The organism is Streptomyces sp. NPDC086023 (assembly GCF_044540325.1).
GTDB lineage: Bacteria > Actinomycetota > Actinomycetes > Streptomycetales > Streptomycetaceae > Streptomyces.
On the sequence record NZ_JBITRX010000004.1, the window covers coordinates 457,207 to 481,611 of the forward strand.

The following is a 24,405-nucleotide window of genomic DNA, read 5'->3' on the forward strand; positions in this document are numbered from 1 at the left end:
GAAGAGAGGCGCGCGTGCGCGCACGAGTGAAGCGGCTGGGCGCGGCGGGAGCGGCCGCTGCGGCCCTGGTCACCGGCCTCCTGTCGGGCGCGGGCACGGCGGGGGCCGTTACGGAGGCGGAGGCCACCATGCCGCCGTGGCTCGCCGCGATCGAGGCCTCGGACGGCGAGGACGGCCGGATCAAGCACTGCTCGGGCGTCGTGCTCGGCGTACGACGTGCCGCGACGGGTCCTGACTGCTTCACCGGCCGCTCCAAGTCGGACATGCTGTGGGACGGGGGCGGCGCGCGCTACCGGATCCATCCCCAGTACGACCCGGTCACCCGCCGTGCGGCCCTGGCAGTCGCACACGCGGGCCGCTACACCCAGGCGCCCGTGCTCGCGACGGCCGCGGACGGCGCGCTGTACGCCGCCGGCGTCAAGGCGGAGTTCCACTCGTGGACGTTCGCCGTGCCGCGCGGCAGCAAGGTCGCGCACTCCGAGCGGGTGGTGGTCGGCTCCGCCGCCGACTGCGCCGGGCTCCTGGGCCGGCCGCTGCCGGCCGGCACCCTGTGCACCACGCCCGCGCCCGGCACGCCGTACGTCCCGAAGGAGCAGCGGTGTCTCGGCGACGCGGGCGGCGCCCTCGTCGCGGGCGGAAAGCTGATCGGACTCTCCGCCACGCCTGCGGGCGGCTGCGCCTCGTCACGCGTCCGGCTCTACACGGCGGTGCGGACGTACCGTTCGCAGCTCGTCGAATGGTCGCGGGACAAGGAGGTGGGCGGTTACGACAACTCCGGCGGCGTGGTGGCGCGGCAGCGGGGCATATTGGGCTTCATCGACTACTGCGGGACCTCGATCAACCGCACCAGGGACTGTGCCGCGGACGAGTACGGCACCACGGTGGACGTCTACCAGGAGTTCCCGCTGCTGACCCCCATGGGCGACGCCGACGGCGACGGCATCGGGGATCTGCTCGCCCGGCGCACGGACGGGAACCTGTACCGCGTCGACATGGAGCTGCCCCCGCCGAGGCTGCCCTCCGCCCCCAAGACGTTCATCGGGGCCAACTTCGACATCTACGGCGTACTCCTCGCCCCTCGCGACCTCTCCGGCGACGGTTACAACGACCTCGTCGGGCGGGACTCCGCGGGGGTGCTGTGGCTGCACCGCGGGACCGCCGACGGGAAGTTCCCCTCGCGGACGCGGATCGGCAGCGGTTGGGGGCAGTACACCGCCATCGGCGGCCGGGGCGACTACTCGGGTGACGGACGGTCGGATCTGGTGGCGCGGGATGCCGGGGGCACGCTGTGGCTGTTCCGCGGGAACGGCGCCGGCGGGTTCTCCGGGGCGACCCGGATCGGCGGCGGCTGGAACGCGTACAACGCCGTCGTCGGCAGCGGCGACATCGACGCCGACGGGCGCCAGGACATCGTGACGCGTACGCCGACCGGCGCCGCGTACGTCTACAACGCGGACGGGAAGGGGAACTTCCTGCCCCGCAAGCAGTGGGCCACGACCCAGTGGAAGAACTACCTCCGCATCGGCTGACAGGGCTCACCCCTGATAGTCGATCGGCTGACCGGCGGTGTCCGGCTATGCTCAGGGGTGAGCACACCGTGGGCCATTAGCTCAATTGGCAGAGCAGCGGACTTTTAATCCGTTGGTTGTCGGTTCGAGTCCGACATGGCCTACCGCTCGGCGGTCCCTCCGCGGGACGCCACGTAGCGCCCCGTCCGGTTCTCCGGTCGGGGCGCTTCCGTGTGTTCAGAGGTGGGCCAGGAGGACCGAAACGTGGCTGTGGGCCGGGTCCTTGACCGCGGTGAGGAGCGTCACGGGGCCGTCTTCGGCGAGGGCGCGCAGGCGGGCGAGGGCCTCCGCGGCCTCCGGGGCGGCGAGTTCGGACTCGTACCGGGCGCGGAACTCGGTGTCCGTCAGGCCGCCGGCGTGGAACTCCTTGCGGAGGTCGTTCGAGGGCGTGAGGGCCTTCGGCCACTCGTCCACCCGGGCGTCCGCCTTCGACACGCCGCGCGGCCAGAGGCGGTCGACCAGGACACGGGTGCCGTCCCCGTCGGTGGGCGGGTCGTGGACGCGGGCCACTCGGATCTCGCTGCTCCGGTTCATGGGGCCAGGGTGGGGGACGGGCCGGCCGGCGGCCAGTGCGCCAGGAGCGTGTCGAGGGCGTCGATCATCCGGGCCCAGGAGGCGTCCGGGTCGCGGGCCGCGTGGAAGGCGGCGGCGTCCTCCAGGGCGGCGAAGCCGTGGAAGGTGCTGCGGAGCAGCCGGACCGCGTCGGTCCGGTCCGGCTCGCCGAGCTCGTAGCCGCGGATCATCGCGTACGTGTACTCGGTCATCCGCCCGTGCCCCGGGGAGGCGGCCAGCACCTCGGCCGGCAGCTCCAGCTGGGTGGCGGCGTAGCGGCCGGGATGTCCGACGGCGTACGAGCGGTAGGCCTGGGCGAAGCCGGCGAGGGCGGCCTTCCCGGCGCGCCCGGCGACGGCTGTGCCGACGAGGTCGGCGAACTCGGCCGCGCAGCGCACGGCGAGGCGGGTGCGCAGGTCCTGGAGGTTCCGCACGTGCGAGTACAGGCTCGCGTCCTTCACGCCGAAGCCGCGCGCGAGGGCGGAGAGGGTGACGCCGCCGAGCCCCGCGGAGTCGGCCAGCTCGGCGGCGGCCTCGACGACGCGGTCGGCGGTCAGTCCTGCTCGGGGCATGTTCTCCCTAATCCAATTAATGGTTTGCCTAGGGTGTCTAGGAAGATTAGCGTGCGGGACATGAAGGCGCTCACCGAATCCGACATCCGAGGCTCGTTCATCAACTGCTCCAAGGGCGAGGCCCAACGCCTGCCCATGCCCCGCGACCTGGCCGAACGCCCCTGGGACGACCTCGACTTCCTCGGCTGGCGCGACCTCTCCGCACCCGACCGCAGCTACCTCGTCACCGAGCGGGCCGGCCGGCTGGTCGGCATCACGCTGCGCTTCCCCTCCGTGAAGCGCGGGTTCCTGCACCGCAGCATGTGCACCTTCTGCCTGACCACCCATCCCGGCTCCGGCGTCTCCCTGATGACCGCCCGCAAGTCCGGGCGCGAGGGCCGCGAGGGCAACTCCGTCGGCGTCTACATCTGCACGGACCTCGACTGCTCCCTCTACGTGCGGGGCAGGAAGCAGCCCGAGCCCGGCGGCCGCTTCGAGGAGACGCTCACCGTGGAGCAGCAGGTCGAGCGGATGAAGGGGAACCTGGACGCCTTCCTCGCCAAGCTCTGAACGAGGAGGGAGCGGGGGCGGCGGGTGGGCACCCACGGAACGACGAAGGCCCGGATCCAGAAGGATCCGGGCCTCGTACTGAGTAGCGGGGACAGGATTTGAACCTGCGACCTCTGGGTTATGAGCCCAGCGAGCTACCGAGCTGCTCCACCCCGCGTCGGTGATTACAGCTTACGCCATTTCGGGGGGTGCTCGACGCCATTTGTTTCCCGGCGGGTTCCCGAGGGGCTCGTGACCCGGCCGCGGACCGGGTCACGAGCGGGGCGCGACACCCGTTCGGCCCTGCCCGGTCGCCGTACGGCCGCCCCGCCCGCAGCCTTGGGAGGCGGGGCGGCAGCGGCCCGTGGCGCGGGCGCGAGCGGACCGGTCAGGGAGAGACGTGGTGGGGCTGGGGCAGCGAGGAGGATCCTTCCGGGCGGCCCGGGGAGCCGGCAGGGCCCGGGGCCGGATCGGTGAGGGCAACGGCAACGGCAACGGCAACGGCAGACGGTTCGCGCGGATCTTCCTGAGTGTGCTCCCCGTGCTCCTGATCGTCCTGGGGCTGGTCTTCGACGTCCTGACCCCGCCCGGCTTCACCGGGGCGCCCTTCTTCACCGCCGCGCCCCTGATCGCGGCCCCCCTCTTCGCCTTCACCACCACCCTGCTCACCGGTGCGAGCGCCGCCCTGGCGGTGCTCGTGCTCCAACTCCGCAACGGCAGCTCCGGCCGGGTCGAGGCGGTCACCGAGCTGGTGACCGTCTTCACCGTCGCCGTCCTGGCCCTGCTGATCAACCGCGTGGTCCGGCGCAGCGGCGAACAGCTCGCCTCCGCGCGCGGCGTCGCCGAGGTCGCCCAGCGCGCGGTGCTGCCCACCCCCGCCGGACGCGTCGGCGGGCTGCACGTCTCCGCCCGCTACGAGGCCGCCGACGCCGACGCGTTCATCGGCGGGGACCTGTACGCCGTCCAGGACACCCCGTACGGCGTCCGCCTCGCGGTGGGGGACGTGCGCGGCAAGGGGCTCGGGGCGGTCGAGGCGGTGGCGGTGGTGCTCGGCGCCTTCCGCGAGGCGGCCGAGCTCGAACCCACCCTGGAGGGCGTCACCCGGCGGGTGGAGCGCGCCCTGGCCCGGGAGGGCACCCGGCGCGACAGCCTCGACTCCGTCGAGGGGTTCACCACCTGCGTCCTGGCCGAGGTCAGCCCGGACGGCGGCACGCTCCGCGTGGTCAACCGGGGCCACCCCGCACCGCTGCTGCTGCGCGCCGACGGGAAGCCGGAGGTGCTGGCCCCCACGGAGGCCGCCCTGCCGCTGGGCATGGGCGAGCTGGGGGACGGGCGGTACCGGGCGGACGCGTGGCCCTTCCCCGCCGGGTCGACGCTGCTGCTCTACACCGACGGGCTCTCCGAGGCCCGGGACGCCGCGGGCGCCTTCTACGAGCCGGCCGAGCGGCTGCGCGGGCGGATCTTCCCCGGGCCGGAGGAGCTGCTGTCCGGCCTGATCGCCGATGTGCGGCGGCACACCGGCGGCGGGGCCACCGACGACATGGCGCTGCTCGCGGTCGTCCGCCCGACGCCGGGTCAGACGGCCCGCCGGAGGTCCGTCACTGCGGTACGGCGCCGCTGAGCGCGTCCGGTCGGCCACGCAGCGTGAGCGAAGCGGGTTGGGGAGCCGGTCGGTTGACGGATCGTCAGGGTGCGGAAGTGGCCGGAGTGACGGTGCCCGCGCAGGCGGCTCATCCCTTTCTGCTGCCCCATGAGGCATTTGTTCTGGCCAACGTCGGTCACGGAATGGCCGGTTGATGTGAAGGATCAAGTAAGGGAGCTTGGAATCACTCCCTGTTGTCTATTACCGTTCGATAACGCAGCGCGGCTGTCCCAGCCGTCGCAAGTGACGGCACCGTGCGCGTGCGCGCCGAATCCCGTGAGGGAACCGGGGAACCACCAACTTGGGGTGAATCGGGTCGTTCTGACCCGTAGGAGACCTTCCTGCTCCGAACCCGTCAGCTAACCCGGTAGGCCAGAAGGAAGGAAAGGAGCGCCCCCGTGGCGTCCAGCAGGCCTGCCCCCGAAGCCCCCGGGTCCATCGAGACGGACTCGCCCTACCCGGGCGGAACCGGTGCCGGGGCATGGGGCGAGTGGAACCCCACCGAGGACTCCGCCCGTCCCGCCGGCGGCCGCCACCGCGTCGCCAAGCAGCGCGGCGGACTCGCCCGCAGCTCCACGGTCCTCGGCGTCGGCATCATCGCCGCCGTCGGCGCCACCGGCATGGCCACCGCCCAGGACAAGCCCCCGGTCGCGATATCCATACCCTCGCTGCTCCCCGACGACGAGGCGGACGCGGCGCAGGAGAGCACCCCCATCGAGGCGCTCACCAACGCGGGCGTCACCCCCGAGCAGGCCGAGGCCGGCACCGACGCCGGCGAGGCCCTGCGCAACCGGATCCTCCAGCAGGCCGAGTCCCAGGCCGACGCGGCCGTCGCCCAGGAGAAGGCGGCGGCCCAGCGCGCCGCCGAGCAGGCCGCCGCCGCGAAGGCGAAGGCCGAGCGGGAGGCCGCGGACAAGAAGGCCGCCGAAGCGCGCAAGGCCGCCGAGGCCGCGGCGAAGGAGGCCGCGGAGGCCAAGGCCGAGGCGGAGCGCCTGGCCAAGCTGGCCGGCCAGTACGCGCTGCCCACCTCCTCGTACACCCTGACCTCCCACTACGGCGACTCCGGCTCGATGTGGTCCTCCGGCCAGCACACCGGCCTGGACTTCGCCGCGCCGACGGGCACCCCGGTCAAGGCCGTGCACGGCGGCAAGATCATCTCGGCGGGCTGGTCCGGCGCGTACGGCTACCGCATCGTCCTCCAGCTGGAGGACGGCACGGAGGTCTGGTACTGCCACCTGTCCTCGATGTCCGTCACCTCGGGCACCGTCACCACCGGCGAGACCATCGGCCGCGTCGGCGCCACCGGCAACGTCACGGGCGCCCATCTGCACCTGGAAGTGCGGACCGGCGGAGCGACGGTCGACCCGCTGGCATGGCTGCGGGGCAAGGGTCTGACGGTCTGACGACGCCGGGGTACGGGTCCACCGCTCCCGGCGGGTACGGGTCCACCGCTCCCGGCGGGTGGGGGGCCGCGGCTCCCGCGTACGGGTCCACCGCTGCCGCGGCGTACGGGCCCGCCGCACTCCCCGCGTACGCCGCGTCCCGCATCGCCGGTACGAAGAGCGGCTCCCGGCGCCCGCGGGCCCGTACCCCGAGCCAGGCCAGCACCCCGAAGACCGGCACCATGACGGTCGCGTACACCACGTAGAACCCGTACTCGCCGAACTCCGACGAGCTGTTCCACAGCGCGTGCGTCGCCATCGCCAGCGCCAGCCCGGCCAGGGGCAGCCCGGTGCGCCGCCACCGCCCGGCCGCGAAGGCCGCCCAGCAGAAGCCGAGCCCGGTCCACACGGTGAACAGCGGGTGCGCGAACGGGGACATCACCACCCGAACGAAGAAGGTCGCGGCCGTCACGGAGTCCAGCAGCGAGGTGCCGCTGCCGAGGTCCTCACCGAAGGCGTTGCCGAGGTAGAGGATGTTCTCGGTGAAGGCGAAGCCCGTGGCGGTGAACCCGGCCACCACGATCGCGTCCGTGATCCCGGTGAACCGCCGACCGCGGAAGAGGAAGACCAGCAGCAGCGCGGCGGCCTTGGCGCACTCCTCCACCACCGGGGCGATGGCGATCGAGCCGAGCTGGTCGGCGTCGCGCGGGTCCAGGGTCGCCGCCGCTATCCACCGGGTCGCGAAGCTGTTGGCCACTATGGCGATGAGCGCCGCGGCGCACGCCCCCCAGGCGAAGACGAACAGGTGCTGGGGCCACGGCCCCGGCTTCGTCCGGTCCAGCCAGTGGAACACCGCCATCAGCGGTGGCACCGGCAGGACGGCGAGGCCGAGGCCGACGAGGAAGCCCTGGGTGCCGGTCTGCTCCCGTACGAGGGCGAGGATCAGCACTCCGGCGACCGCGAGCAGCCCGATGGACGCGCGAGACAGGACCCGGAACACGCCACGACAGTAGCGATCCGGACGTGTACCGGAGGGCTGGTTTTCAGTTCTCGGTGCGCCGGAACAACAGGTCGTGTACGACGTGGCCCTTGTCCAGGCCCTGTCCCTCGAAGCGGGTGAGCGGCCGGAACTCCGGGCGCGGCGCGTAGCCGCCGTCCGGCTGGGTGTTCTCGAAGTCCGGGTGCGCGCTGAGCACTTCGAGCATCTGCTCGGCGTACTCCTCCCAGTCCGTGGCGCAGTGCAGGATCGCGCCCGGCGCGAGGCGGGTGGCGGCGAGCGTCAGGAACTCGGGCTGGATCAGCCGGCGCTTGTGGTGGCGCTTCTTGGGCCACGGGTCCGGGAAGTACACGCGCATCCCGGCGAGGGCCGCGGGGGCCAGCATCTCGCGGAGCAGGATGATCGCGTCGCCGTTGGCGACCCGGATGTTGGTGAGGCCGTTGCGCTCGGCGAGGCCGAGGAGGTTGCCCTGGCCGGGGGTGTGCACGTCGACGGCGAGGATGCCGGTGCCGGGGTCGTCGGCGCCCATCTGCGCGGTCGCCTCGCCCATGCCGAAGCCGATCTCCAGGACCACCGGCAGGCCGTCGAACATCTTGTCGAGGTCGAGGACCTCGCGGCCGTCGATGTCGAGGCCCCAGGTGCCCCAGAGGCGGCGGAGCGCGTCCTCCTGGCTCGTGGTCACCCTGCTCCGGCGCGGCTGGAAGCTGCGGATGCGCCGCTCGTGGTGCGAGCCCGCCGGGTCGGGGGCGGGGCCGTCCGGGAAGCGGGGCTGGTGGCGCCACACCGGAGGGGGCTTGGGCTGGGGGTTCAGGGACTCAGACACAGTGCCGCCAATTCTACGGCGGCCGGCCCGCCCGGCATCCCGGCAGCGGGAGCCGCCCCCGGCCGGGCGTCCGGCTGCGGGTGCCCGGCCGTCGCCAGGTCCGGTGTCCGGTCGCGCGGTCTGCGCGCCCGGGGTCCCGGCGTCCCGGCTACGGTGCCAGCGCCGCCAGTGCCCTGCGGGCCACCTCCCGTCCGATGGGCAGGGAGGCCGTCGCGGCCGGCGAGGGGGCGTTGAGCACGTGGACCGTACGCGGCGCCTCGCGGATCAGGAAGTCGTCGACCAGCGTCCCGTCCCGCAGCACCGCCTGGGCCCTCACCCCCGCCGCGGCCGGGGTGAGGTCGTCCTCCGTGACCGCCGGCAGCAGCCGCCGGACCGCCTGCGTGAACGCGCCCTTCGACAGGGAGCGGTGGATCTCCCCCGCGCCGTACCGCCAGTGGCGCGCCGCCACCCGCCACATCCCGGGCCAGGCCGCCGTGGACGCCATGTCCCGCGGGCGCACCGCGCCCCACGAGTACCCCTCGCGGGCCAGTGCCGGCACCGCGTTCGGCCCGACGTGGACGCCGCCCCCGATGCCCCGCGTCAGGTGCACCCCGAGGAACGGGAAGGCCGGGTCCGGCACCGGATAGACCAGTCCCCGCACCAGCGAGGGACGCGTCAGGTCGTAGTACTCCCCCCGGAACGGGATGATCCGCACCGCCGGGTCGTCGCCGGCCAGCCGCGCCACCCGGTCGCACTGGAGGCCCGCGCAGTTCACCAGGGCCTTCGCCCGCACCACCGTGCCGTCGGCCGTCCGCACCGCCACGCCCGACGCGCGGCGCCCGATGAGGTCCACGGCCGAGCCGTACCGGATCTCCGCCCCCGAGGCCTGCGCGAGCCGCTCCGCCACGGCGCCGTAGTCGCAGATCCCCGTGGTGCCGACGTGGATCGCGGCCAGGCCGCGCACCTCGGGCTCGTGGTCCGCGATCTGTGCGGGGCCCAGCTCCCTGACCGGGATCGCGTTCTCCCGGCCCCGCTGCACCAGGGCGTGCAGCCGCGGCAGCTCCGAACGGTCGGTCGCGACGATCAGCTTGCCGGTCACCTCGTGCGGGATGTCGTGCTCCGCACAGAACTTGACCATCTCCGAGGCGCCCTGCACCGCGAACCGCGCCTTGAGGGACCCGGGGCGGTAGTAGATCCCGCTGTGGATCACCCCGCTGTTGCGGCCGGTCTGGTGACGGGCCGGGCCCGCCTCCTTCTCCAGCACCACGACCCGCGTCCCCGGCGCGAGCCGCGACAGGGCGTACGCGGTCGACAGCCCGACGATCCCACCGCCGACCACCACCACATCGCAGTGCACGCGCTCCATGCCACCTCCCACCCCGATACTGCACCCCCCGACTGACATCCGGGTCACACGGGCGCCACCAGCAGCGGTCGCGCCCGCTCCCTGAGCTCCGCCACGCGCGGCTCGTCGCCGTACGGCTCCAGCCGGTGCAGCAGGTCGCGCACGTACTCCGTGGTGCGGGCCGAGGAGATGCGCCCGGCGACCTCCACGGCCCGGGTGCCCTGGGCGCAGGCCGCGTCCAGGTTGCCGGACTCCAGCTCGGCGACGGCGCTCACGACCAGGCGTAAGCCGTGCGAGCGGACGTACTCCTCGGTGGGCCGGGACAGGGCCTGCTCGGTGAACCGGCGGACCTGACGCGGCAGTTTGAGGTCGCGGTAGCATTCCGCCGCATCCGCCGCGAACCGGTCGTACGAGTAGAAACCCAGCCAGGACGGGTCGGGGTCACCCTCCCGCGCCCGCTCCAGCCAGCCCTCGGCGGCCCGCAGCGCGGCGCCCGCGGCAGCCGAGTCGCCGGCCTTGGCGTGGGCCCGCGCCTCGACGAGCCGGAAGAAGCTCATCGTGCGGGAGGTCGCCAGGCCGCGGTTGCGCTCGATGGCCGCCTGGGCGAGGTCCACGCCCTCGTCGGCGAAGTCGCGGTAGGTGGCCTGGAGGGACATCGAGGCCAGCACGTACCCGCCCAGGGGGACGTCGGCCGCCGCCCTGGCGAGCCGCAGCGCCTGGATGTAGTACCGCTGCGCGGCCTCCTGCTGACCGGTGTCGAAGGCCATCCACCCGGCCAGCCGGGTCAGTTCGGCGGTCGCGCCGAACAGCGCGCGGCCCACCTCGTCGGAGTACGAGCCGAGCAGCAGCGGCGCCGCGTCGACGCGCAGGCACTCGGGCACCATCGAGGAGCGCCAGTCGCCCCCGCCGTACTTCGAGTCCCAGCGCCGGGCGTCCTCGGCGGCCTCGCGGAGCTTGGCCACGTCGCTGTGCCCGACGCGCTGCGGCGAGGCGTCGAGCGGGGGTCCGGCGGGTGCCGGCCCGGTGGGCGCGGTCCGCTCGGGACGCCCCTCGGTACGGTCGCCCCGCGCCGGCGCGCCCGCTGCCGCCGGGGAGCCTGCGGAGGGTCCCGGGCCGGCAAGGGACGGAACGGTGATCCCGGCGGCGGAGATCCCGGCGGCGGTGACGCCGGATGCGGCGGCCCCTGCGCCCGCCGACCCCGTGCCCTGCCCCGCCGGGCCCGAGTGCACCGCCCCGGGCGCCACGGCGGTGCCCGTGCCCCCTGCTGCGCTCCCGGCCGCCCCCGGCGCCTCCCGGGCCACCGAGCTGTCCGCGGGCGTTATCAGCCACCGCGAGGCGGGCATCGCGTACGCCGACACGGCGAACGACCCCGCCAGCGACTGCCAGATCCCGCCACCGCCCCGGCGGCCCGCCAGGTCCAGCCGGTACAGGTCCGTGGCCGACCGCACCGCGGCCGCCACGTCCCGCGGGAAGGCCAGGCCGACCTCGGGCGCCGGGTCCGCGTCCGCCAGCCCGATCTCGTGCAGCGGCACCGGCCGGCCCAGCTTCGCGCCGATCGCGGCCGCGATCAGGTGGGGCGCGGCGCCCTGCGGCACCATGCCCTTGGAGACCCACCGGGCCACCGAGGTCTTGTCGTAACGAAGCGTCAGGCCGCGCTGCGCGCCCAGGTCGTTGACCCGTCGCGCCAGTCCGGCGTTGCTGATACCCGCGAGGGCGAGGACGGTGCCGAGCTTCTCGTTCGGCTCGCGGAGCTCCCTGGACATGCGCCACCCCTCACGCAGACGGCCGCCGGGGCATAGGCACCCGGCATTCGTAAACCCAGCGTAGTTCGCCGCATCCCAAGCGTTAAGGGCCCGAGTTCCACATGGCGGGATTGTTGTCCGTACCTTCGGCGTTGGCCGGGGCGCGTCCGTCCCGCGCTCCGGTGTCCCGTGCTCCGCCCGTGTGGCCGTGCGCCCGTGCGTGCGCTCTGCCCCGGCTCCCGGCCGGACGTTTCCATGTGGGGTGCGTGGGTCGGCCCGCTGCGTGGAACCGGTGGGCCGGGGGACACCGCCGCCTCAATCCCCGCGGGTGGCGGACCGGTCCGGGAGGCGGACCGCGCCTCCCGGGCCGCGCCCCGCCGTCACGCGGGCACCGCCCGTACCGTCCGGCACGGAAACGGCGCGGAAAAGAATGGCTGAATCCGACCTATGGAACGGTTGGAGCGGAACGCCAAATACCGCATGACCGGGGCGTGTTCGTTTGCATGTGCGCCCCCCATGGCACCTCTCGCGCGCCCTTCTCGTGGCAGCATGGACCCGAACTTGTCCACAGTCTGTGGAGGCGGGTCGATGCGGTGGTTGGTGGGCTGGAGCAGTATCGCCGCAAGCTTCGGCACGGCCGGACGCCTGGCCGACACCGTGCGCGGCGGCCTGGCCGACTCCGATGACGCCCCCGAGGACGCCGCCCGCACCCTCCACCCCGTCGGCGCCCAGCTCCTGTGGGGCGACCCCGACCCCCTCTGGGCGGTGGGCGACTGGCGCCCGGACGAGATCCGCACCGTCGTCGCCGACCCGGCCGACCCCTTCACCCGCCTCGCCGTCCTCGGCTGCTGCGGAGCCACCGACGAGGAGCTGCGCCGTGGCCTGTACGCCGCCCGCGGCGGCGCCCTCCGCCACCTGACGGCCTGGCCCGGCAGCTACACCGCCGTCGTCCAGGCCGGCCGCCGGATCACCGTGGTCGGCGACCTCGCCGGGGCGCGGCCCGTCTTCTACACGCCCTGGGCCAACGGCACCGCCTTCGCCACCGCCGCCCTCCCGCTGGCCGACCTCATCGAGGCCCAGCTCGACATCGGGCACCTGGCGGCCCTGCTGGCCTGCCCCGACAGCCCCGAGGCGCTGGGCGACGGGACCCCGTACGTCGGTGTGCGGCGGATCCCGCCCGGCCACGCGCTGATCCTGCGGGAGGGCTCGCGGGAGATCACGGGGTACGAGCCGGTCGCCTCCCTCGCCGTCGCCGCGCCCCAGGCCGACCCGGACCGGGCGGTCGAGGGCGTACGGGAGGCGCTCGTCGAAGCCGTGCGCGCCAGGCTCACCGCCCCGAGGCACGCTCCGGACACCCTTCCGTACGATCCGGGGCCCGTCCCCGGCATGGGACCGGCCGAGCGGCGGGCGGCCCGCGGCGCCCCCGCGCCCGGCATCGGCGCCGACCTCTCCGGCGGCAGCGCCTCCGCGACCCTCGCGCTGCTGGCCGCCGGCCTGCCCGGGGTGCCCGGCACCGTGCTCGGCCACGGCGCGGGCGCGGGCGAGCGGCTGCTGGCCGTCACCTTCAACGACCTGGCCACGCCCCAGGGCCGCGAGGCCGAGCTGGAGCGGGCCCGCGCCATCGCCACCAACCCGCGGCTGCACCACGTCGTGGTCGCGGCGGCCGAGGAGGCCCTCCCGTACGCGGAGCTGGACGGCCCCCTCACCGACGAGCCCGGGCCCTCCCTGGTCAGCGCCGCCCGCCACCGCCGCCGGCTCACCGCCGGCAGCGCGGACCACCTCGTCGGCCACGGCGCCCGGCAGGTCCTCGACGCCCACCCGGCCCGGCTGGCGGACCTGCTGCTGGACCGGCAGCGGCGGCACCTGGTCAGGCCGGTGGCCGCGCTGGCCCGCACGGAGCGCCAGTCCCTCGCGGTGCCGCTGACGGTCTACCTCGCGGCCCGGCGGCTCTCCCGTACGACCTACATGTCCGGGATCCGCGACGCCGCCTCCCGGCTGCGCGGGCACAGCTTCGACGACCCGGGCGGCGTGGTCGCCTCCTCGCTGGCCGCGCTGACCTGGTCCCGGCCGGGGCCGGCGGCGCGCTGGCTGACCGGCGAGGCGCTGGCGGAGGTGTCGATCCGGCTGGAGGCCGCGGCCGGCCGCCCGCCGCTGTCACTGCGCCCGGGGGAGGCGAGGGCACGGGCGGCGCTGGCCCGGCACGCGGCCGACCACCGGGTCTTCGAGCAGGCGGTGGAGGTGCGCAGCCAGCGGCTGCACGCCCCGTTCCTGGACAACCAGGTGGTACGGGCCGCCCGCGCCCTGCCCGAGGCGCTGCGGGTCCAGCCGGGTGCCCGGGCCTCGATCCTGCGGGCGGTGCTGGCGGGCACGGGCGTACGGGAACTGCCGCCCGGCTGGGGCGCGGTGGCCGGCGACAACCCGGCGGCGCGGGCCGGTCTGCGCTGGGCCCTGGACGAGCTGCTGGACCTCTTCTCGGCACCCCTGCTGGCGGACGCGGGGCTGGTGGAGGCGCGGGTGGTCCAGCGGGCGCTGGTGGAGGCGGCGGACGGGGCGCCGGTGCCGCTGGACGGGCTGGCGGACCTGGTCTCGACGGAGCTGTGGCTCCGTCGCCTCCTGGCGCGGCGGGGCACGTGCTGGACGGGCACGTCGACCCCGCGCCGCCGGGCGGTCCCGACGGGCGTCCCGACCCGCCCGGCCCTCCCGGACCGCGCGGGCATCCCCCGCCCCCTGTAACGCCCCCACCCGCGCCCCCTGCCGTCGGTGGCGGCTGCGTTGGGGGTGGTCCTGCATTGGCGGTGGCGGCTGCACCGGGGGTGGGCCTGCACTGGCGGTGGCGGCTGCCACGGAGGGCCCCGGTGGTGGTGGCGGCTACTGGCCGCAGGCCCTGCCCTGGCGGTGGCCCCTGCCCTGGCCGTCGCCCTGGACGGGCAGCTACCGCTGGGGAGGTGCCCCCCCAGGGCTCCGCCCGGACCCGTTTCGGGGGTCCGCCCCCGGGACCCTGCGCCTCAGGCGCCGGAGGGGCTGAATGTGCCCGCGACGTGCGTGCGGCATCCCAGCTCGGCGGTCCTTGAGGAACGGCTGCGGGCGCGTAGGGCATCCCAGCCTCGCCGGCGTTTGAGGCACGGGGCTGGGGAGGAGCCCCAGTCGGCCCGGGCCTTCAGGGTGCTGTCCCCACGTGCCTCGGTCGGCCAGGGGCTGAAGAGGGCAGGCCCCACGTGCCTCGGTCGGCCAGGGGCTGGAGGGGGCAAGTGGCTCGCCCCACGCGCCTCGGTCGCCTGGGGGCTGGAGGAGGCAGGTGGTTCGCCCCCAGCACCCCCGTCGGCCAGGGCTGCAGGGGCCAGGGGGCTCACCCCAGGCCTCCAGCCTGCCCGGCGTTCGGGGGCTGAACGGGGTCCGGGGCGGAGCTCCGGTTTCGGGAAGGGGCGGGGTGGGGAATCGGCTCCGCGCAGCGGCAACCGCCCGCACCACCACGAACCCGCACGAGGACCCTGCTGCCGCCGCCCCGGCACGAACCGCACCCGGATCGGCCCGCACCACGACGGCGCCGTACCCGGCAACCAACCGCTCCGGCACGGGACCCTTCCCCGGCACAGGCCCCGCGCCCGGCAGGGGCCCCGCCCCCGGCAGGGGACCCGCGCCCGGCAGGGCGGTGGCGGGGGCGTATCCCGTTACCGCCGGCGGCTAGCGGCAGGTGATCGTGGCCCCCGCCCAGTCCGCCAGCATCAGGCGGCCGCGCCATTCCTCGCGCTCCACCACCAGGCGGAGCGACTCGCGGCCCCGGAGCGGGACTTCGACCGGCACCGCCGCGTCGCCGACGGCCATCGCGGGGGAGCGCCACAGACGCGTACCGTCCGCCCAGACCGAGAACCGCAGCGTCCCCAGCCCCATCGACATGTCGTCCACCCCGACCCGCGCGGAGAAGGACGTACAGGGCCGGTTCAGATCGACGGTCACCGCCGACTTCGAGTGGACGGTGATGCCGTGGGCGTAGTCCCGGCCCCCGACCGAGAGGCCCCACCGCTGCCAGACCCAGCTGCTCCGCGCGGTCCGCAGCTCGGGACCGGAATGGTCCCCGAAGACCGACTGCCGCAGGGACACCAGCTCGTACGCACGCGGCGCGGCCTCCGGCGGCTCCGACGAAGGCCGGGGCGACGGCTTCGGCGAGGGTTTCGGCGAGGGTTTGGCAGAGGGCTTCGGCGAGGGCTTCGCGGACGGCTTCGGCGAGGGTGCCCGGGAGGGAGCGGCGGCAGGCGCCGAGGGTCTGGGGGACACCGGCGGCTTCGGCGAGGCCGCCGGCACCACCACCCGCATCCGCGGCGGCGAGGCGGACAACTCCGGCGAGGGCGCGGCGGCCGGCGGTTCCGGCTCGTCCGGCACCACCGGCGCGGCCGCGCGGGGCGCAGGCTTCGCCTCGGCCTGGGGCTCCGCGTCGTCCCCGGCGAAGGCGAACACCACCCCCGCGGCGGTGGCGACGGCGAGCCCCGCGGCGATCGCGGCCTTGGCCGGCAGCCCGAGCCCCTCGGAGGCGACCCCGGCACCCACGCCGGACCCACCCGCCCCCGCACCACCACCGGCAGCACCAGCCCCACCAGCCGCACCGGCCCCACCCGAAGCCCCCGCGACGCCGGAAGCCCCCGCAGCACCCGCGCCCCCCGCCGCCGAGCCTCCCGTGGCAGCCGCGGCAGCACCCGCGCCGGCGGCCCCCACCGCGCCGCCCGCGACCACACCGGCCGCCTTGACCGCGTACCCGGCGGCGAACCACCCGATGACCGCGACCGGCAGCAGCGCCGGGATGCCGGCGTTGACGTCCTTCAGCTCACCGGCGGCCAGCCGGCACCGCGCGCACTCCTCCAGGTGCTTGCGCAGGCCCCGCTCCGCCCGCATCCGCAGCCCCCCGCGGGCGTACGCCCCGAGCCGGTCGGCGTACCTCGCGCAGTCGCCGCCCTCGGTCAGCGCGGCGCTCACATGGGCCTGGAGGTACGCCTGCTTGAGGCCCTCCCGCGCGCGGCTCGCCAGCACGGCCGTGGCGTTGGGCGTCAGCCCGAACAGCGGCGCGACCGCGCTGGGGGAGGCCTCCTCCACGGTGGTGTGCCACAGCACCGCCTGCCACCGCTCCGGCAGGCTCCGGAAGGCCCGCATGGCGAGGGACTGCTCCGCGTCGTGCATCGCGCGCACGTCGGCACCCAGGTCCAGCGTGCCGCCCGGCCCCGCGGTGCCCGGCGCGCCCTGCGCGGCCTGTTCGGCGAACAGCGCGAAGTCCTCGACCAGCTGCTCGCGTCTGGCGCTCTTCGCCCATCCGGCCGCCACCCGCCGCACGGTGGTCAGCAGGTAGGCCCGTACGGCCTGGTCCGGTCCGGCCCCGCCGCGCACCGCCTGCAGCGTGCGCGCGAACACCTCGGCCGTCAGGTCGTCGGCCGTGTGCGCGTCCCGGCAGCAGGTGCGCGCATACCGGCGCACGCCGTCCGCGTGCCGGCGGAACAGCTCCTCGTACGCACCGTCGTCGCCGCCGCGCATCCGCGCGATCAAGTCGCCGTCGGACGGCGGGAGTTCCACGGCCGTGGCGCCGCTGCCGCCGCCGCGCTGAGCGGGAACCTGGCGGGCGGGCAGCTCCTCGGCGCCCACCTCGCTGCCGCCGCCGAGTGACTCGTCCCGACCGTCAACACTCATCGCGGAAGCCCCCGAACGACACATTCCGACCCGTACACCGAGCCAGCGTGTCACACGGGGGCCCGGCTCAGGAGCGCGTTGCCCGCCATCCACCCGTCCGGGCACACTTCGGCGGAACGCCGCACCGGTCGTCACTCGTTCGAGTGGGTACGCGTTCTACGGCCGGCCCGTCACCCGCCCGGGCCGACCCGTGTCGCACGGGAGCCGGAAGAGCTCACGCCGGGAGCCGCCAGGGATCCCGAGCAGAGCCGGAACGAGGTCCGGCCCCCGCCCGCCTCAGGCTGGCCCGCCTCAGGCTCCGCCCGCCTCACGCCCCGCCCGCCTCACGCCGAGCGCGAGCGCAGCCCCTCCAGCAGGATGTCCAGCAGCCGCGCGGAAGCCGCGGCCTGCTGTGCCGGGTCGGGCAGCGCCGGCGCCGCCGTGGCGATCACCAGCAGTACGTCCGCCACCGTGACGTCGGTCCGCAGTTCGCCCGCGGCCCGCGCCCGGTCGACCAGCCGCCCGACGACCTCCAGCAGCGCACCCGCACCCGCGTCGTCCGCCACGTCGTCGGAGGCACCTCGCGGCGCGACGACCCGCGCCTCGGCGGAAGCGGCACCCCCGCCGACGCCGTCCAGCGCACCGCGCTGCTGCGGCACGCGCGCCTCGTCCGCGCCCTCACCGGCCTCCGCGCCCGCGCCGTCCTCGACGCGGACCCGCAGCACCTGCGGCGGCAGCAGCCGGCCGGCACCCGAGGCGACCGAGGTCCGCAGGAAGCGCGACAGCGCCTGCCACGGCTCCTCCTCCTGCCCCAGCGCGGTGCGCGCCTGCTCGGTCAGCCGGGCGGTCTCCTCCTCGGCGATCCGCCGCACCAGTACGTCCTTGCTCGGGAAACGGCGGTAGACGGTGCCCACGCCGACCCGGGCCCGCCGGGCCACGTCCTCCATCGGAGCGCCGTACCCCAGCTCCCCGAACACCTCGCGCGCAGCGCGCAGCACGTGCTCCAGGTTGCGCTGGGCGTCCACCCGCAGCGGCGTCGAGCGCCCTATCTGCGACGCGCCGCCCGGGCCCGTACCGCCTGCGATCAGACGTCCGGCACCCTCGGTCGAGACGGCCGTCGCAGACCCATGGAAATCGGAAATGTTCATATGTTTCCCCCGGTAATCATTCGTCTCCCCCCGGAGACTCCCCGCCTGCGCGCCAGGAGGGCCACGGTCATCTGAGCCCCGGCCGACACCCCGGCGAGTTACGAACATAGTTGAGCCAGAGTCAATTCAGAAGAGGGGGCTCCGCTCGGAGCGACGCCCGATCGGAGCATTCACCCCCACTTTTCCGTTTCCGGCTCCTCCATTCTGCCTGTTCTCCCGCGCTGACCTGCGAACCTTCCCGCCGTACACCCCTTGTTCAGAGCCCGTCGCAGGGATGACCTTCGGTCACACAATCTGCCGGGCCTGTGGACAAAGTCCCGGCCACGTTGCGTCATGGGATGGTGAAGGCTGCATACACCCGGGGAACCGGCCCCGGCACCCCGACCCGCACGCGCGTCCTCGTCGTCGGCGGCGGCTATGTCGGCATGTACACGGCGCTGACCCTCCAGCGGAAGCTGAGAGACGACGAGGCGGAGATCACCGTCGTCACCCCAGAGCCGTACATGACGTATCAGCCCTTCCTCCCGGAAGCGGCCGCCGGCTCGATCTCCCCGCGCCACGTCGTCGTGCCGCTGCGCCGGGTCCTCGACAAGTGCCGGATCGTCATCGGCGAGGTCCAGCGCATCGACCACTCCAAGCGCACCGCCACCCTCACCACCCTCGCCACCGAGGACGAGGGCACGGGCGCGGTGGAGATGGAGTACGACGAACTCGTCCTGGCCCCCGGCTCGATCTCCCGCGCCCTCCCGGTCCCCGGCCTCGCCGACTACGGCATCGGCTTCAAGACCGTCGAGGAGGCCATCGGCCTGCGCAACCACGTGATCGAGCAGATGGACATCGCCTCCTCGACCCGCGACCCCGCCGTTCGCGACGCCGCGCTCACCTTCGTCTTCGTCGGCGGCGGCTATGCCGGCGTCGAGGCGCTCGGCGAGCTGGAGAACATGGCCCGCTACGCCACGCGGTACTACCACAACGTCAAACCCGAGGACATGCGCTGGGTCCTGGTCGAGGCCAGCGACCGGATCCTCCCCGAGGTGGGGCCCGAGATGGGCAGGTACACGATCCGCGAGCTCCGCCGCCGCAACATCGACCTCCGCCTGGAGACCCGCCTGGAGTCCTGCGTGGACCGGGTGGCCGTGCTCAGCGACGGCGCGCGCTTCCCCACGCGTACGGTCGTCTGGACCGCGGGCGTCAAGCCGCACCCCGTACTCGCCGCCACCGACCTCCCGAGGAACGAACGCGGCCGCCTCAAGTGCACCGCCCGGCTGTCGGTCGACGGCGTCGAGAACGCCTGGGCGGCCGGCGACGCGGCCGCCGTGCCGGACGTCACCGCCGACGAGCCGGGCCGCGAATGCGCCCCCAACGCCCAGCACGCCGTCCGCCAGGCCAAGGTCCTCGCCGAGAACCTCATCGCCTCCCTGCGCGGGCAGCCGCTCCAGGAGTACGCCCACAAGTACGCGGGCTCCGTGGCCTCCCTCGGCCTGCACCAGGGCGTCGCCCACGTGTACGGGCGCAAGCTCAAGGGCTACCCGGCCTGGCTGATGCACCGCGTCTACCACCTCAGCCGCGTCCCCACCTTCAACCGCAAGATGCGCGTGCTCGCCGAATGGACGCTGGCCGGCCTCTTCACCAGGGAGATCGTCTCCCTCGGCTCGCTGGAACACCCCCGCGCCGAGTTCGAGATCGCCGCAGGCGGCCGCGCGCGCCCCGACGCCATGGACCTCACGGCCGACTCCTCGCCCGACGCGGGGCGACCGGCCGCGGAACGCGGCGGGGAACCGGCGGGCACCCCGGCGGCCGACCAGACCGGCAAGGGGGCCGCGGCTCCTGCCGCGGGAACCGCCCCCGCCGCACCGGCCGCCCCGGCCCCGGACCCGGACGCCACCCCGGACCCGGCCCCGAAGCCCTCCCCGGACCCGGGACCATCGGCCCCGAAGAACGGGAACGACTGATCCGGACCGTCCGGTCGGCCACACTGGACGTGTGACCATAGGTGGGCTCACACCTGCACAGAGTGATCGACGCCCAGCGAAGGCCGGCCACCCCCTGGGGGCACTCCCCCAGCCCCCGCCCGGGGCCACCCCTCCCGGCAGCGGCCGGGAGAGGCCGCAGACAGCGACCACGAGCGACACCACGAGGCTTGAACGCAGTGAACTTCACCCGCTGGAGCGCCCGCTTTCCCGGAACGCAGCGGCGCGCCGCGGCACGGACCGAGCACGCGGCCGCCCAGGCCAAGCGCGGCGAAGGCTCCGTGCCCGCGGCCCGCGGCCGCACCCAGGACCCCACGGGGAAGGACCCCACCGCGGGGGAGGGACCGGCACCGGGCCGCGACGCGCCACCCGCCGACCTCACCGTCTGCGGCACGGCCGGCGCCGCCGGCACCCCGGGCGGCGGGGGCACCGCGCTCCTCACCGTCCCCTCCCTCGACGAGCTCTCCGTCCGGGAGGTGCTCGGCCGCCTCCCCTCCCTCGTTGCGCTCGTCTACGGCGCCGACCACCGCACCGCGTACGTCAACGACGCGTACGCCGCCGGCTTCGGCCCCCGCCCGCTCGGCGTCCCGGCCCGCGACGCCCTCCCCGAGCTCGCCGAGCTCGGCCTGCTCCCCCTCCTCGACCAGGTGCTGCGCAGCGGCAAGCCCCGTACGGTCAAGAACCGCAAGGCGCCCGGCGGCACCTCGTACACCGTCACCTGCACCCCGGTCACCGGCATCGGCACCGAGCCCGGCGCCGCGACCGAGGACGAGCCCGAGGACAAGGGGGACGGGGGAGACAGGGGAGACAGAGGAGAGAAGGGCGCCGGCGTCCTGGTCCACCTCGCGGACGTCAGCGACCATGCCGAGGCCGTCGAGCGCCTGCGCGCCAGCGAGCGCCGCCAGCGCGAGGCGGCCGTCACCCTCCAGCGCTCCCTGCTCCCGCAGGAGCTCGAACAGCCCGACGACCTGCGCATCGCCGCCACCTACCAGCCCGGCGGCACCGAGGCGGCGGTCGGCGGCGACTGGTACGACGTCATCACGCTCGGCGCCGGCCGCACCGCCCTCGTCATCGGCGACGTCATGGGCCGCGGCGTGCGGGCCGCCGCCGTCATGGGCCAGCTGCGCACCGCGGTCCGCGCGTACGCCCGCCTCGACCTGCCCCCGCACGAGGTGCTCCAACTGCTCGACGGCCTCGCCGCCGAGATCGACGCCAGCCAGATCGCCACCTGCGTCTACGCCGTCCACGACCCGAACGAGGGACGGCTCGTCTACGCCTCGGCCGGCCACCTGCCGATCCTGGTCCGCGACGAGGACGGCACGGTACGCCGCGCCGCCGACCCCACGGGGCCGCCCCTCGGCACCGGCGGCTGGCTCCACTCCTCCGGCACCATCGCGCTCGTCCCCGGCTCCACCGCCGTCCTCTATACGGACGGCCTCGTGGAGCGCAGGGGCGAGGACATCGACGAGGGCGTCGCCGCGCTGGAACGCGCGCTGTCCGGCGCCAAGGGCACCCCCCAGGTGATCTGCGACCGTCTGATGCGCGCCCTCGGCGTCGGTGCGGACCACGACGACGACGTGGCGGTCCTGGTCCTCCAGCACCCGACCCGCACGGGCCCGGACGCAGAGCTCTTCCACAACGCCGCCCTGGAACTCCTCGGCGGCGTGGAGGCGGCCCCGCGCGCCCGCGCCTTCGCCCAGGGCGTGCTCGCCTCCTGGCGCTTCCCGGTCGAGCTGTGCGACCTCGGGGTGCTGGCCGCGAGCGAGCTGGTCGCGAACTCCCTCCAGCACGGCACGCCGCCCATGCGGCTGCGCCTGCGCCGCACCGACCGCCGCCTGATCATCGAGGTCACCGACGGGGACGACCACCTGCCCAGGCGCCGCCGCGCCGAACCGGCCGACGAGGCCGGCCGCGGCATCTCGATCGTGGCGACCATCGCCTCCTCGTGGGGTTCGCGCCGCACGCCCGGCGGGGGCAAGGCGGTCTGGTGCGAGTTCGCGCTGCCGGACGAGTGACACCCGTACGCCGCCCGGGCGGCCCGGACCGGACATGAAGCGGGCCCCGCACCGTCAGGGTGCGGGGGCCCGCGTACGTCATGGGTACCGATCTGCCTACGCGGAATCACGCAGGCGCCGGCGGCACGGCACGCCCGGTCAGGCGGCGACCGGCTCGGCGGCCGGGGTGTGGGAGGCCACCACCCGGCTCTGCACGGCCAGCGACGGGTTGTCCTGGACCGCCGTGAGCTGCCTGCCCAGCCGCAGCGCGAGCCATGCGATGCCGAGCGAGACCAGGATGAAGATCCCGATGTAGAGCATCGGCAGCCCGGCACCCAGCGGCACGCCCAGCGGGCCCAGGGCCAGCGCCATCTGCTTCACCAGGGCGAAGGCGGAGTTGTACTGCCCGACGGACCCCTCCGGGGCCAGGTCGGCGACCAGGGGGGCGACGGTCGGCGACAGCATCGCCTCACCGATCCCGAAGAGCGCGTACGTCGTCACGAACGCGGCGGCGGCCATGGTGGCGCTGCCGTGCCCGAGCCCCGAGAAGCCCGCGATCACCCAGGCGGCGGTCCAGATCAGGCCGACCAGTGCGATGACCCGGCTCCGGCGGCGCTTCTCGACCAGCCGCAGCACGGCGAACTGCGCCACGACGATCGCACCGGTGTTGGCGGCGAGGGCGAAGCCCAGGGTGGACGGGGAGATGCCCGCGGCCTCGGTGCCGAAGGCGGCCAGGCCCGACTCGAACTGTCCGTAGCAGGCGAAGAAGAGGACGAAGCCCAGCACGCAGAGCTGGACCATCGCCTTGTGGCGCAGCAGCCGCTGCCAGCCGCCCTTGGCGCCGGCGTCCTTCGGGACGGAGCCCTTGAGGGCGGGCGCGTGCGGCAGCCGGACGGTGGCGATGACCCCGGCCAGCACCAGGAACATCACGGCCTCGATGGAGAAGAGGAGGACGAAGCTGTTCGGGTGGTTCTCGTCCACGATCTGGCCGCCGAGCAGGCCGCCGATGCCCAGGCCCAGGTTCTGCATGAAGAACTGCAGGGCGAAGGCGCGGGTCCGGGTGGCCGTGGTGGAGCACCAGACGATCATGGTCGCCAGCGCGGGCTGCATCGCGGCCTGGCCGGCGCCGAGCGCCAGCGCGGACAGCAGGATCGGCACCACACCGGTGGACAGGCCGAGGGACAGTGCGCCCAGGGAGGCGACGACCGCGGCGCCGATGACCACCGGCGACGGACCGCGTCGGTCGATGGCGCGGCCGACGAAGGGAAGCGCCACCAGGGCGCCCAGGGCGAACGCGATGAACGCGCACGTGGCCCACATGGAGCCAAGACCTCGCACCTGCGCCACGTAGATGTAGAGGAACGGAACCGTGAAGCCGATGCCGAACGCCGTCAGTGCGTTGCCGGCCTGGATCCGCCGCATCGCAGCGCCCATCACCCTGGTCACTTTTCACCTGCCCTGGTTCTGTCGTGAAGACTTCAACACTAAAGTTCGATGCTTAACTGTACACATTGAAGGAGTTAGACGCCAACGGGGCCGTGTCATACTTCGCGGCATGGGTGACACCCCCGACACAACGGGCCTCAACGGGATCAGCGAGCCGACCCTCGACGAGCAGATCGCCGTGTACCAGCGCGAGTTCCAGGACCTCGACCCCCAGGTCGAGAAGGTCGTCTCGGCACTCCAGCGCGTGAACCGCCGGATGAACGTCGCGTACGGACGCCAGACCGCCGCCCTGGGCATCAGCAACGCGGAGTGGGAGGTCCTCAAGGCCCTCGTCCTCTCCGGGGCGCCCTACCGAATGGGCCCGAGCGAGCTCGCGAAGCAGCTGGGCCTGACGCCGGCGGCGATGACCCACCGGATCGACCGGATGACGGCGGAGGGTCTGGTGACGCGCGAGCGCGACGAGACCAACCGCGTCCGCGTGATCGTCGAACTGACCGACGAGGGCCGCAGCAAGTGGCTCGACGCGATGCGCATGGCCACGGTCTTCGAGGAGGAGCTCCTCCAGGACCTCTCCACCGCGGAGCGAGGCGTCCTCGGCGACATGCTGACCCGCCTGCTCGCCCGTGTGGAGGAGACCCAGGCCCGGGGCTGATCCCGGGCGTACCCGGGGTTGACACGACCCCTCAGGGTCCGTAAGGTTCTTCGAGTTGTCACGGGGCCGGAACGGTTCTGCGACAACGATCCCGCCGCCACGTTGCGGCAACCCAACTCAGCACGATCTCCCACCGGGAGTGAATTCGGCATGCCCGAATTGCTTTCGAAGACTCGATTTCGAGTCGCCCGGGAAATCCGCTAGAGTTCGGGAGCCGGAAGGGCCCAACAGCCCCGAAGGCAAACCCCGCTGACTGGGAGTCAGGCGCCGAAAGGGTCTGATAGAGTCGGAAACGCCGAAAGGGAAAGCGACGGAAACGCCGCTGGAACCGGAAAGCGCCGAGGAAATCGGGTCGGAAAGATCTGATAGAGTCGGAAACGAAGGAAGCGCCCGGAGGGCCCGGAAACGGGAACAAAGGA

Annotated in this window: 17 protein-coding genes, 2 tRNA genes and 1 riboswitch; of the genes, 9 read left to right on the forward strand and 10 right to left on the reverse strand. The window is 74.3% G+C overall.

Features of this window, described 5'->3' with window-relative positions; translation table 11 throughout:
• Window positions 1-14: 14 nt before the first annotated feature.
• Together ACIF6F_RS11550 and ACIF6F_RS11555 are read left to right on the forward strand one after the other, a co-directional pair.
• Window positions 15-1,529: an FG-GAP-like repeat-containing protein gene (locus tag ACIF6F_RS11550; RefSeq protein WP_399944536.1), complete on the forward strand. Its 1,515-nt coding sequence runs from the start codon at window positions 15-17 to the stop codon at window positions 1,527-1,529.
• Between the two features lie 70 nt (window positions 1,530-1,599).
• A tRNA-Lys gene (locus ACIF6F_RS11555) sits at window positions 1,600-1,672 on the forward strand.
• 73 nt (window positions 1,673-1,745) lie between these two features.
• Here ACIF6F_RS11555 and ACIF6F_RS11560 read toward each other — a convergent pair.
• Together ACIF6F_RS11560 and ACIF6F_RS11565 are read right to left on the reverse strand one after the other, a co-directional pair.
• Complete coding sequence (locus ACIF6F_RS11560) at window positions 1,746-2,102, reverse strand: DUF488 domain-containing protein (protein ID WP_399944539.1); 357 nt, start codon at window positions 2,100-2,102, stop codon at window positions 1,746-1,748.
• The gene (locus tag ACIF6F_RS11565) at window positions 2,099-2,692 is read right to left on the reverse strand and encodes a TetR/AcrR family transcriptional regulator (protein WP_399944541.1); all 594 of its coding nucleotides are present in this window, start codon (window positions 2,690-2,692) and stop codon (window positions 2,099-2,101) included. The genes ACIF6F_RS11560 and ACIF6F_RS11565 overlap by 4 nt, the downstream gene beginning before the upstream one ends.
• A gap of 60 nt (window positions 2,693-2,752) precedes the next feature.
• On the opposite strand from ACIF6F_RS11565, the gene ACIF6F_RS11570 reads away from it, so the two are divergent.
• A complete protein-coding gene (locus ACIF6F_RS11570) occupies window positions 2,753-3,241 on the forward strand; it encodes an FBP domain-containing protein (protein WP_399944544.1) in 489 nt (162 codons plus the stop codon).
• A gap of 83 nt (window positions 3,242-3,324) precedes the next feature.
• Here the strand turns inward: ACIF6F_RS11570 and ACIF6F_RS11575 are convergent.
• A tRNA-Met gene (locus tag ACIF6F_RS11575) sits at window positions 3,325-3,398 on the reverse strand.
• A 231-nt stretch (window positions 3,399-3,629) separates the two neighbouring features.
• Here ACIF6F_RS11575 and ACIF6F_RS11580 point away from each other — a divergent pair.
• Together ACIF6F_RS11580 and ACIF6F_RS11585 are read left to right on the forward strand one after the other, a co-directional pair.
• Window positions 3,630-4,841 (forward strand): PP2C family protein-serine/threonine phosphatase, encoded by a 1,212-nt coding sequence (locus ACIF6F_RS11580; RefSeq protein WP_399944609.1) that lies wholly within the window; start codon window positions 3,630-3,632, stop codon window positions 4,839-4,841.
• Window positions 4,842-5,117: 276 nt separating this feature from the next.
• Window positions 5,118-5,251, forward strand: a riboswitch (cyclic di-AMP (ydaO/yuaA leader).
• Between the two features lie 9 nt (window positions 5,252-5,260).
• A complete protein-coding gene (locus tag ACIF6F_RS11585) occupies window positions 5,261-6,265 on the forward strand; it encodes a M23 family metallopeptidase (protein ID WP_399944546.1) in 1,005 nt (334 codons plus the stop codon).
• On the opposite strand, the gene ACIF6F_RS11590 is transcribed toward ACIF6F_RS11585, so the two are convergent.
• The 4 genes from ACIF6F_RS11590 to ACIF6F_RS11605 all read right to left on the reverse strand — a co-directional run bounded on the left by ACIF6F_RS11590 (window position 6,174) and on the right by ACIF6F_RS11605 (window position 11,151).
• Window positions 6,174-7,244 (reverse strand): PrsW family intramembrane metalloprotease, encoded by a 1,071-nt coding sequence (locus ACIF6F_RS11590; RefSeq protein ID WP_399944549.1) that lies wholly within the window; start codon window positions 7,242-7,244, stop codon window positions 6,174-6,176. The genes ACIF6F_RS11585 and ACIF6F_RS11590 overlap by 92 nt on opposite strands.
• 43 nt (window positions 7,245-7,287) lie before the next feature.
• Complete coding sequence (gene trmB / locus ACIF6F_RS11595; protein WP_399944552.1) at window positions 7,288-8,064, reverse strand: tRNA (guanosine(46)-N7)-methyltransferase TrmB; 777 nt, start codon at window positions 8,062-8,064, stop codon at window positions 7,288-7,290.
• A gap of 148 nt (window positions 8,065-8,212) precedes the next feature.
• A complete protein-coding gene (lhgO, locus tag ACIF6F_RS11600) occupies window positions 8,213-9,409 on the reverse strand; it encodes an L-2-hydroxyglutarate oxidase (RefSeq protein ID WP_399944555.1) in 1,197 nt (398 codons plus the stop codon).
• Window positions 9,410-9,453: 44 nt separating this feature from the next.
• Entirely contained in the window at window positions 9,454-11,151 is a 1,698-nt protein-coding gene (locus ACIF6F_RS11605; RefSeq protein ID WP_399944558.1) for a sporulation protein, read from the reverse strand.
• Window positions 11,152-11,718: 567 nt separating this feature from the next.
• Between ACIF6F_RS11605 and ACIF6F_RS11610 the strand changes: the two genes are divergently transcribed.
• On the forward strand, window positions 11,719-13,863 hold the full coding sequence (locus tag ACIF6F_RS11610; protein WP_399944561.1) for an asparagine synthase-related protein: 2,145 nt from the start codon (window positions 11,719-11,721) through the stop codon (window positions 13,861-13,863).
• A 948-nt stretch (window positions 13,864-14,811) separates the two neighbouring features.
• On the opposite strand, the gene ACIF6F_RS11615 is transcribed toward ACIF6F_RS11610, so the two are convergent.
• Together ACIF6F_RS11615 and ACIF6F_RS11620 are read right to left on the reverse strand one after the other, a co-directional pair.
• Entirely contained in the window at window positions 14,812-16,797 is a 1,986-nt protein-coding gene (locus ACIF6F_RS11615) for a sigma-70 family RNA polymerase sigma factor (RefSeq protein ID WP_399944564.1), read from the reverse strand.
• A gap of 323 nt (window positions 16,798-17,120) precedes the next feature.
• Window positions 17,121-17,924, reverse strand: a complete 804-nt coding sequence (locus tag ACIF6F_RS11620; RefSeq protein ID WP_399944566.1) for a TetR/AcrR family transcriptional regulator — start codon at window positions 17,922-17,924, stop codon at window positions 17,121-17,123.
• A 338-nt stretch (window positions 17,925-18,262) separates the two neighbouring features.
• On the opposite strand from ACIF6F_RS11620, the gene ACIF6F_RS11625 reads away from it, so the two are divergent.
• Both ACIF6F_RS11625 and ACIF6F_RS11630 read left to right on the forward strand, forming a co-directional pair.
• The gene (locus ACIF6F_RS11625) at window positions 18,263-19,876 is read left to right on the forward strand and encodes an NAD(P)/FAD-dependent oxidoreductase (protein ID WP_399944568.1); all 1,614 of its coding nucleotides are present in this window, start codon (window positions 18,263-18,265) and stop codon (window positions 19,874-19,876) included.
• A gap of 197 nt (window positions 19,877-20,073) precedes the next feature.
• On the forward strand, window positions 20,074-21,909 hold the full coding sequence (locus ACIF6F_RS11630) for a SpoIIE family protein phosphatase (RefSeq protein ID WP_399944612.1): 1,836 nt from the start codon (window positions 20,074-20,076) through the stop codon (window positions 21,907-21,909).
• A gap of 138 nt (window positions 21,910-22,047) precedes the next feature.
• Here the strand turns inward: ACIF6F_RS11630 and ACIF6F_RS11635 are convergent, their stop codons facing one another.
• On the reverse strand, window positions 22,048-23,334 hold the full coding sequence (locus tag ACIF6F_RS11635) for an MFS transporter (RefSeq protein WP_399944571.1): 1,287 nt from the start codon (window positions 23,332-23,334) through the stop codon (window positions 22,048-22,050).
• A 109-nt stretch (window positions 23,335-23,443) separates the two neighbouring features.
• Here ACIF6F_RS11635 and ACIF6F_RS11640 point away from each other — a divergent pair, with 109 nt between their 5' ends.
• Window positions 23,444-23,986 carry a MarR family winged helix-turn-helix transcriptional regulator gene (locus ACIF6F_RS11640; RefSeq protein ID WP_399944574.1) on the forward strand — a complete coding sequence of 181 codons (543 nt, stop codon included), beginning with the start codon at window positions 23,444-23,446 and terminating at the stop codon, window positions 23,984-23,986.
• The last annotated feature ends 419 nt before the right edge of the window (window positions 23,987-24,405 follow it).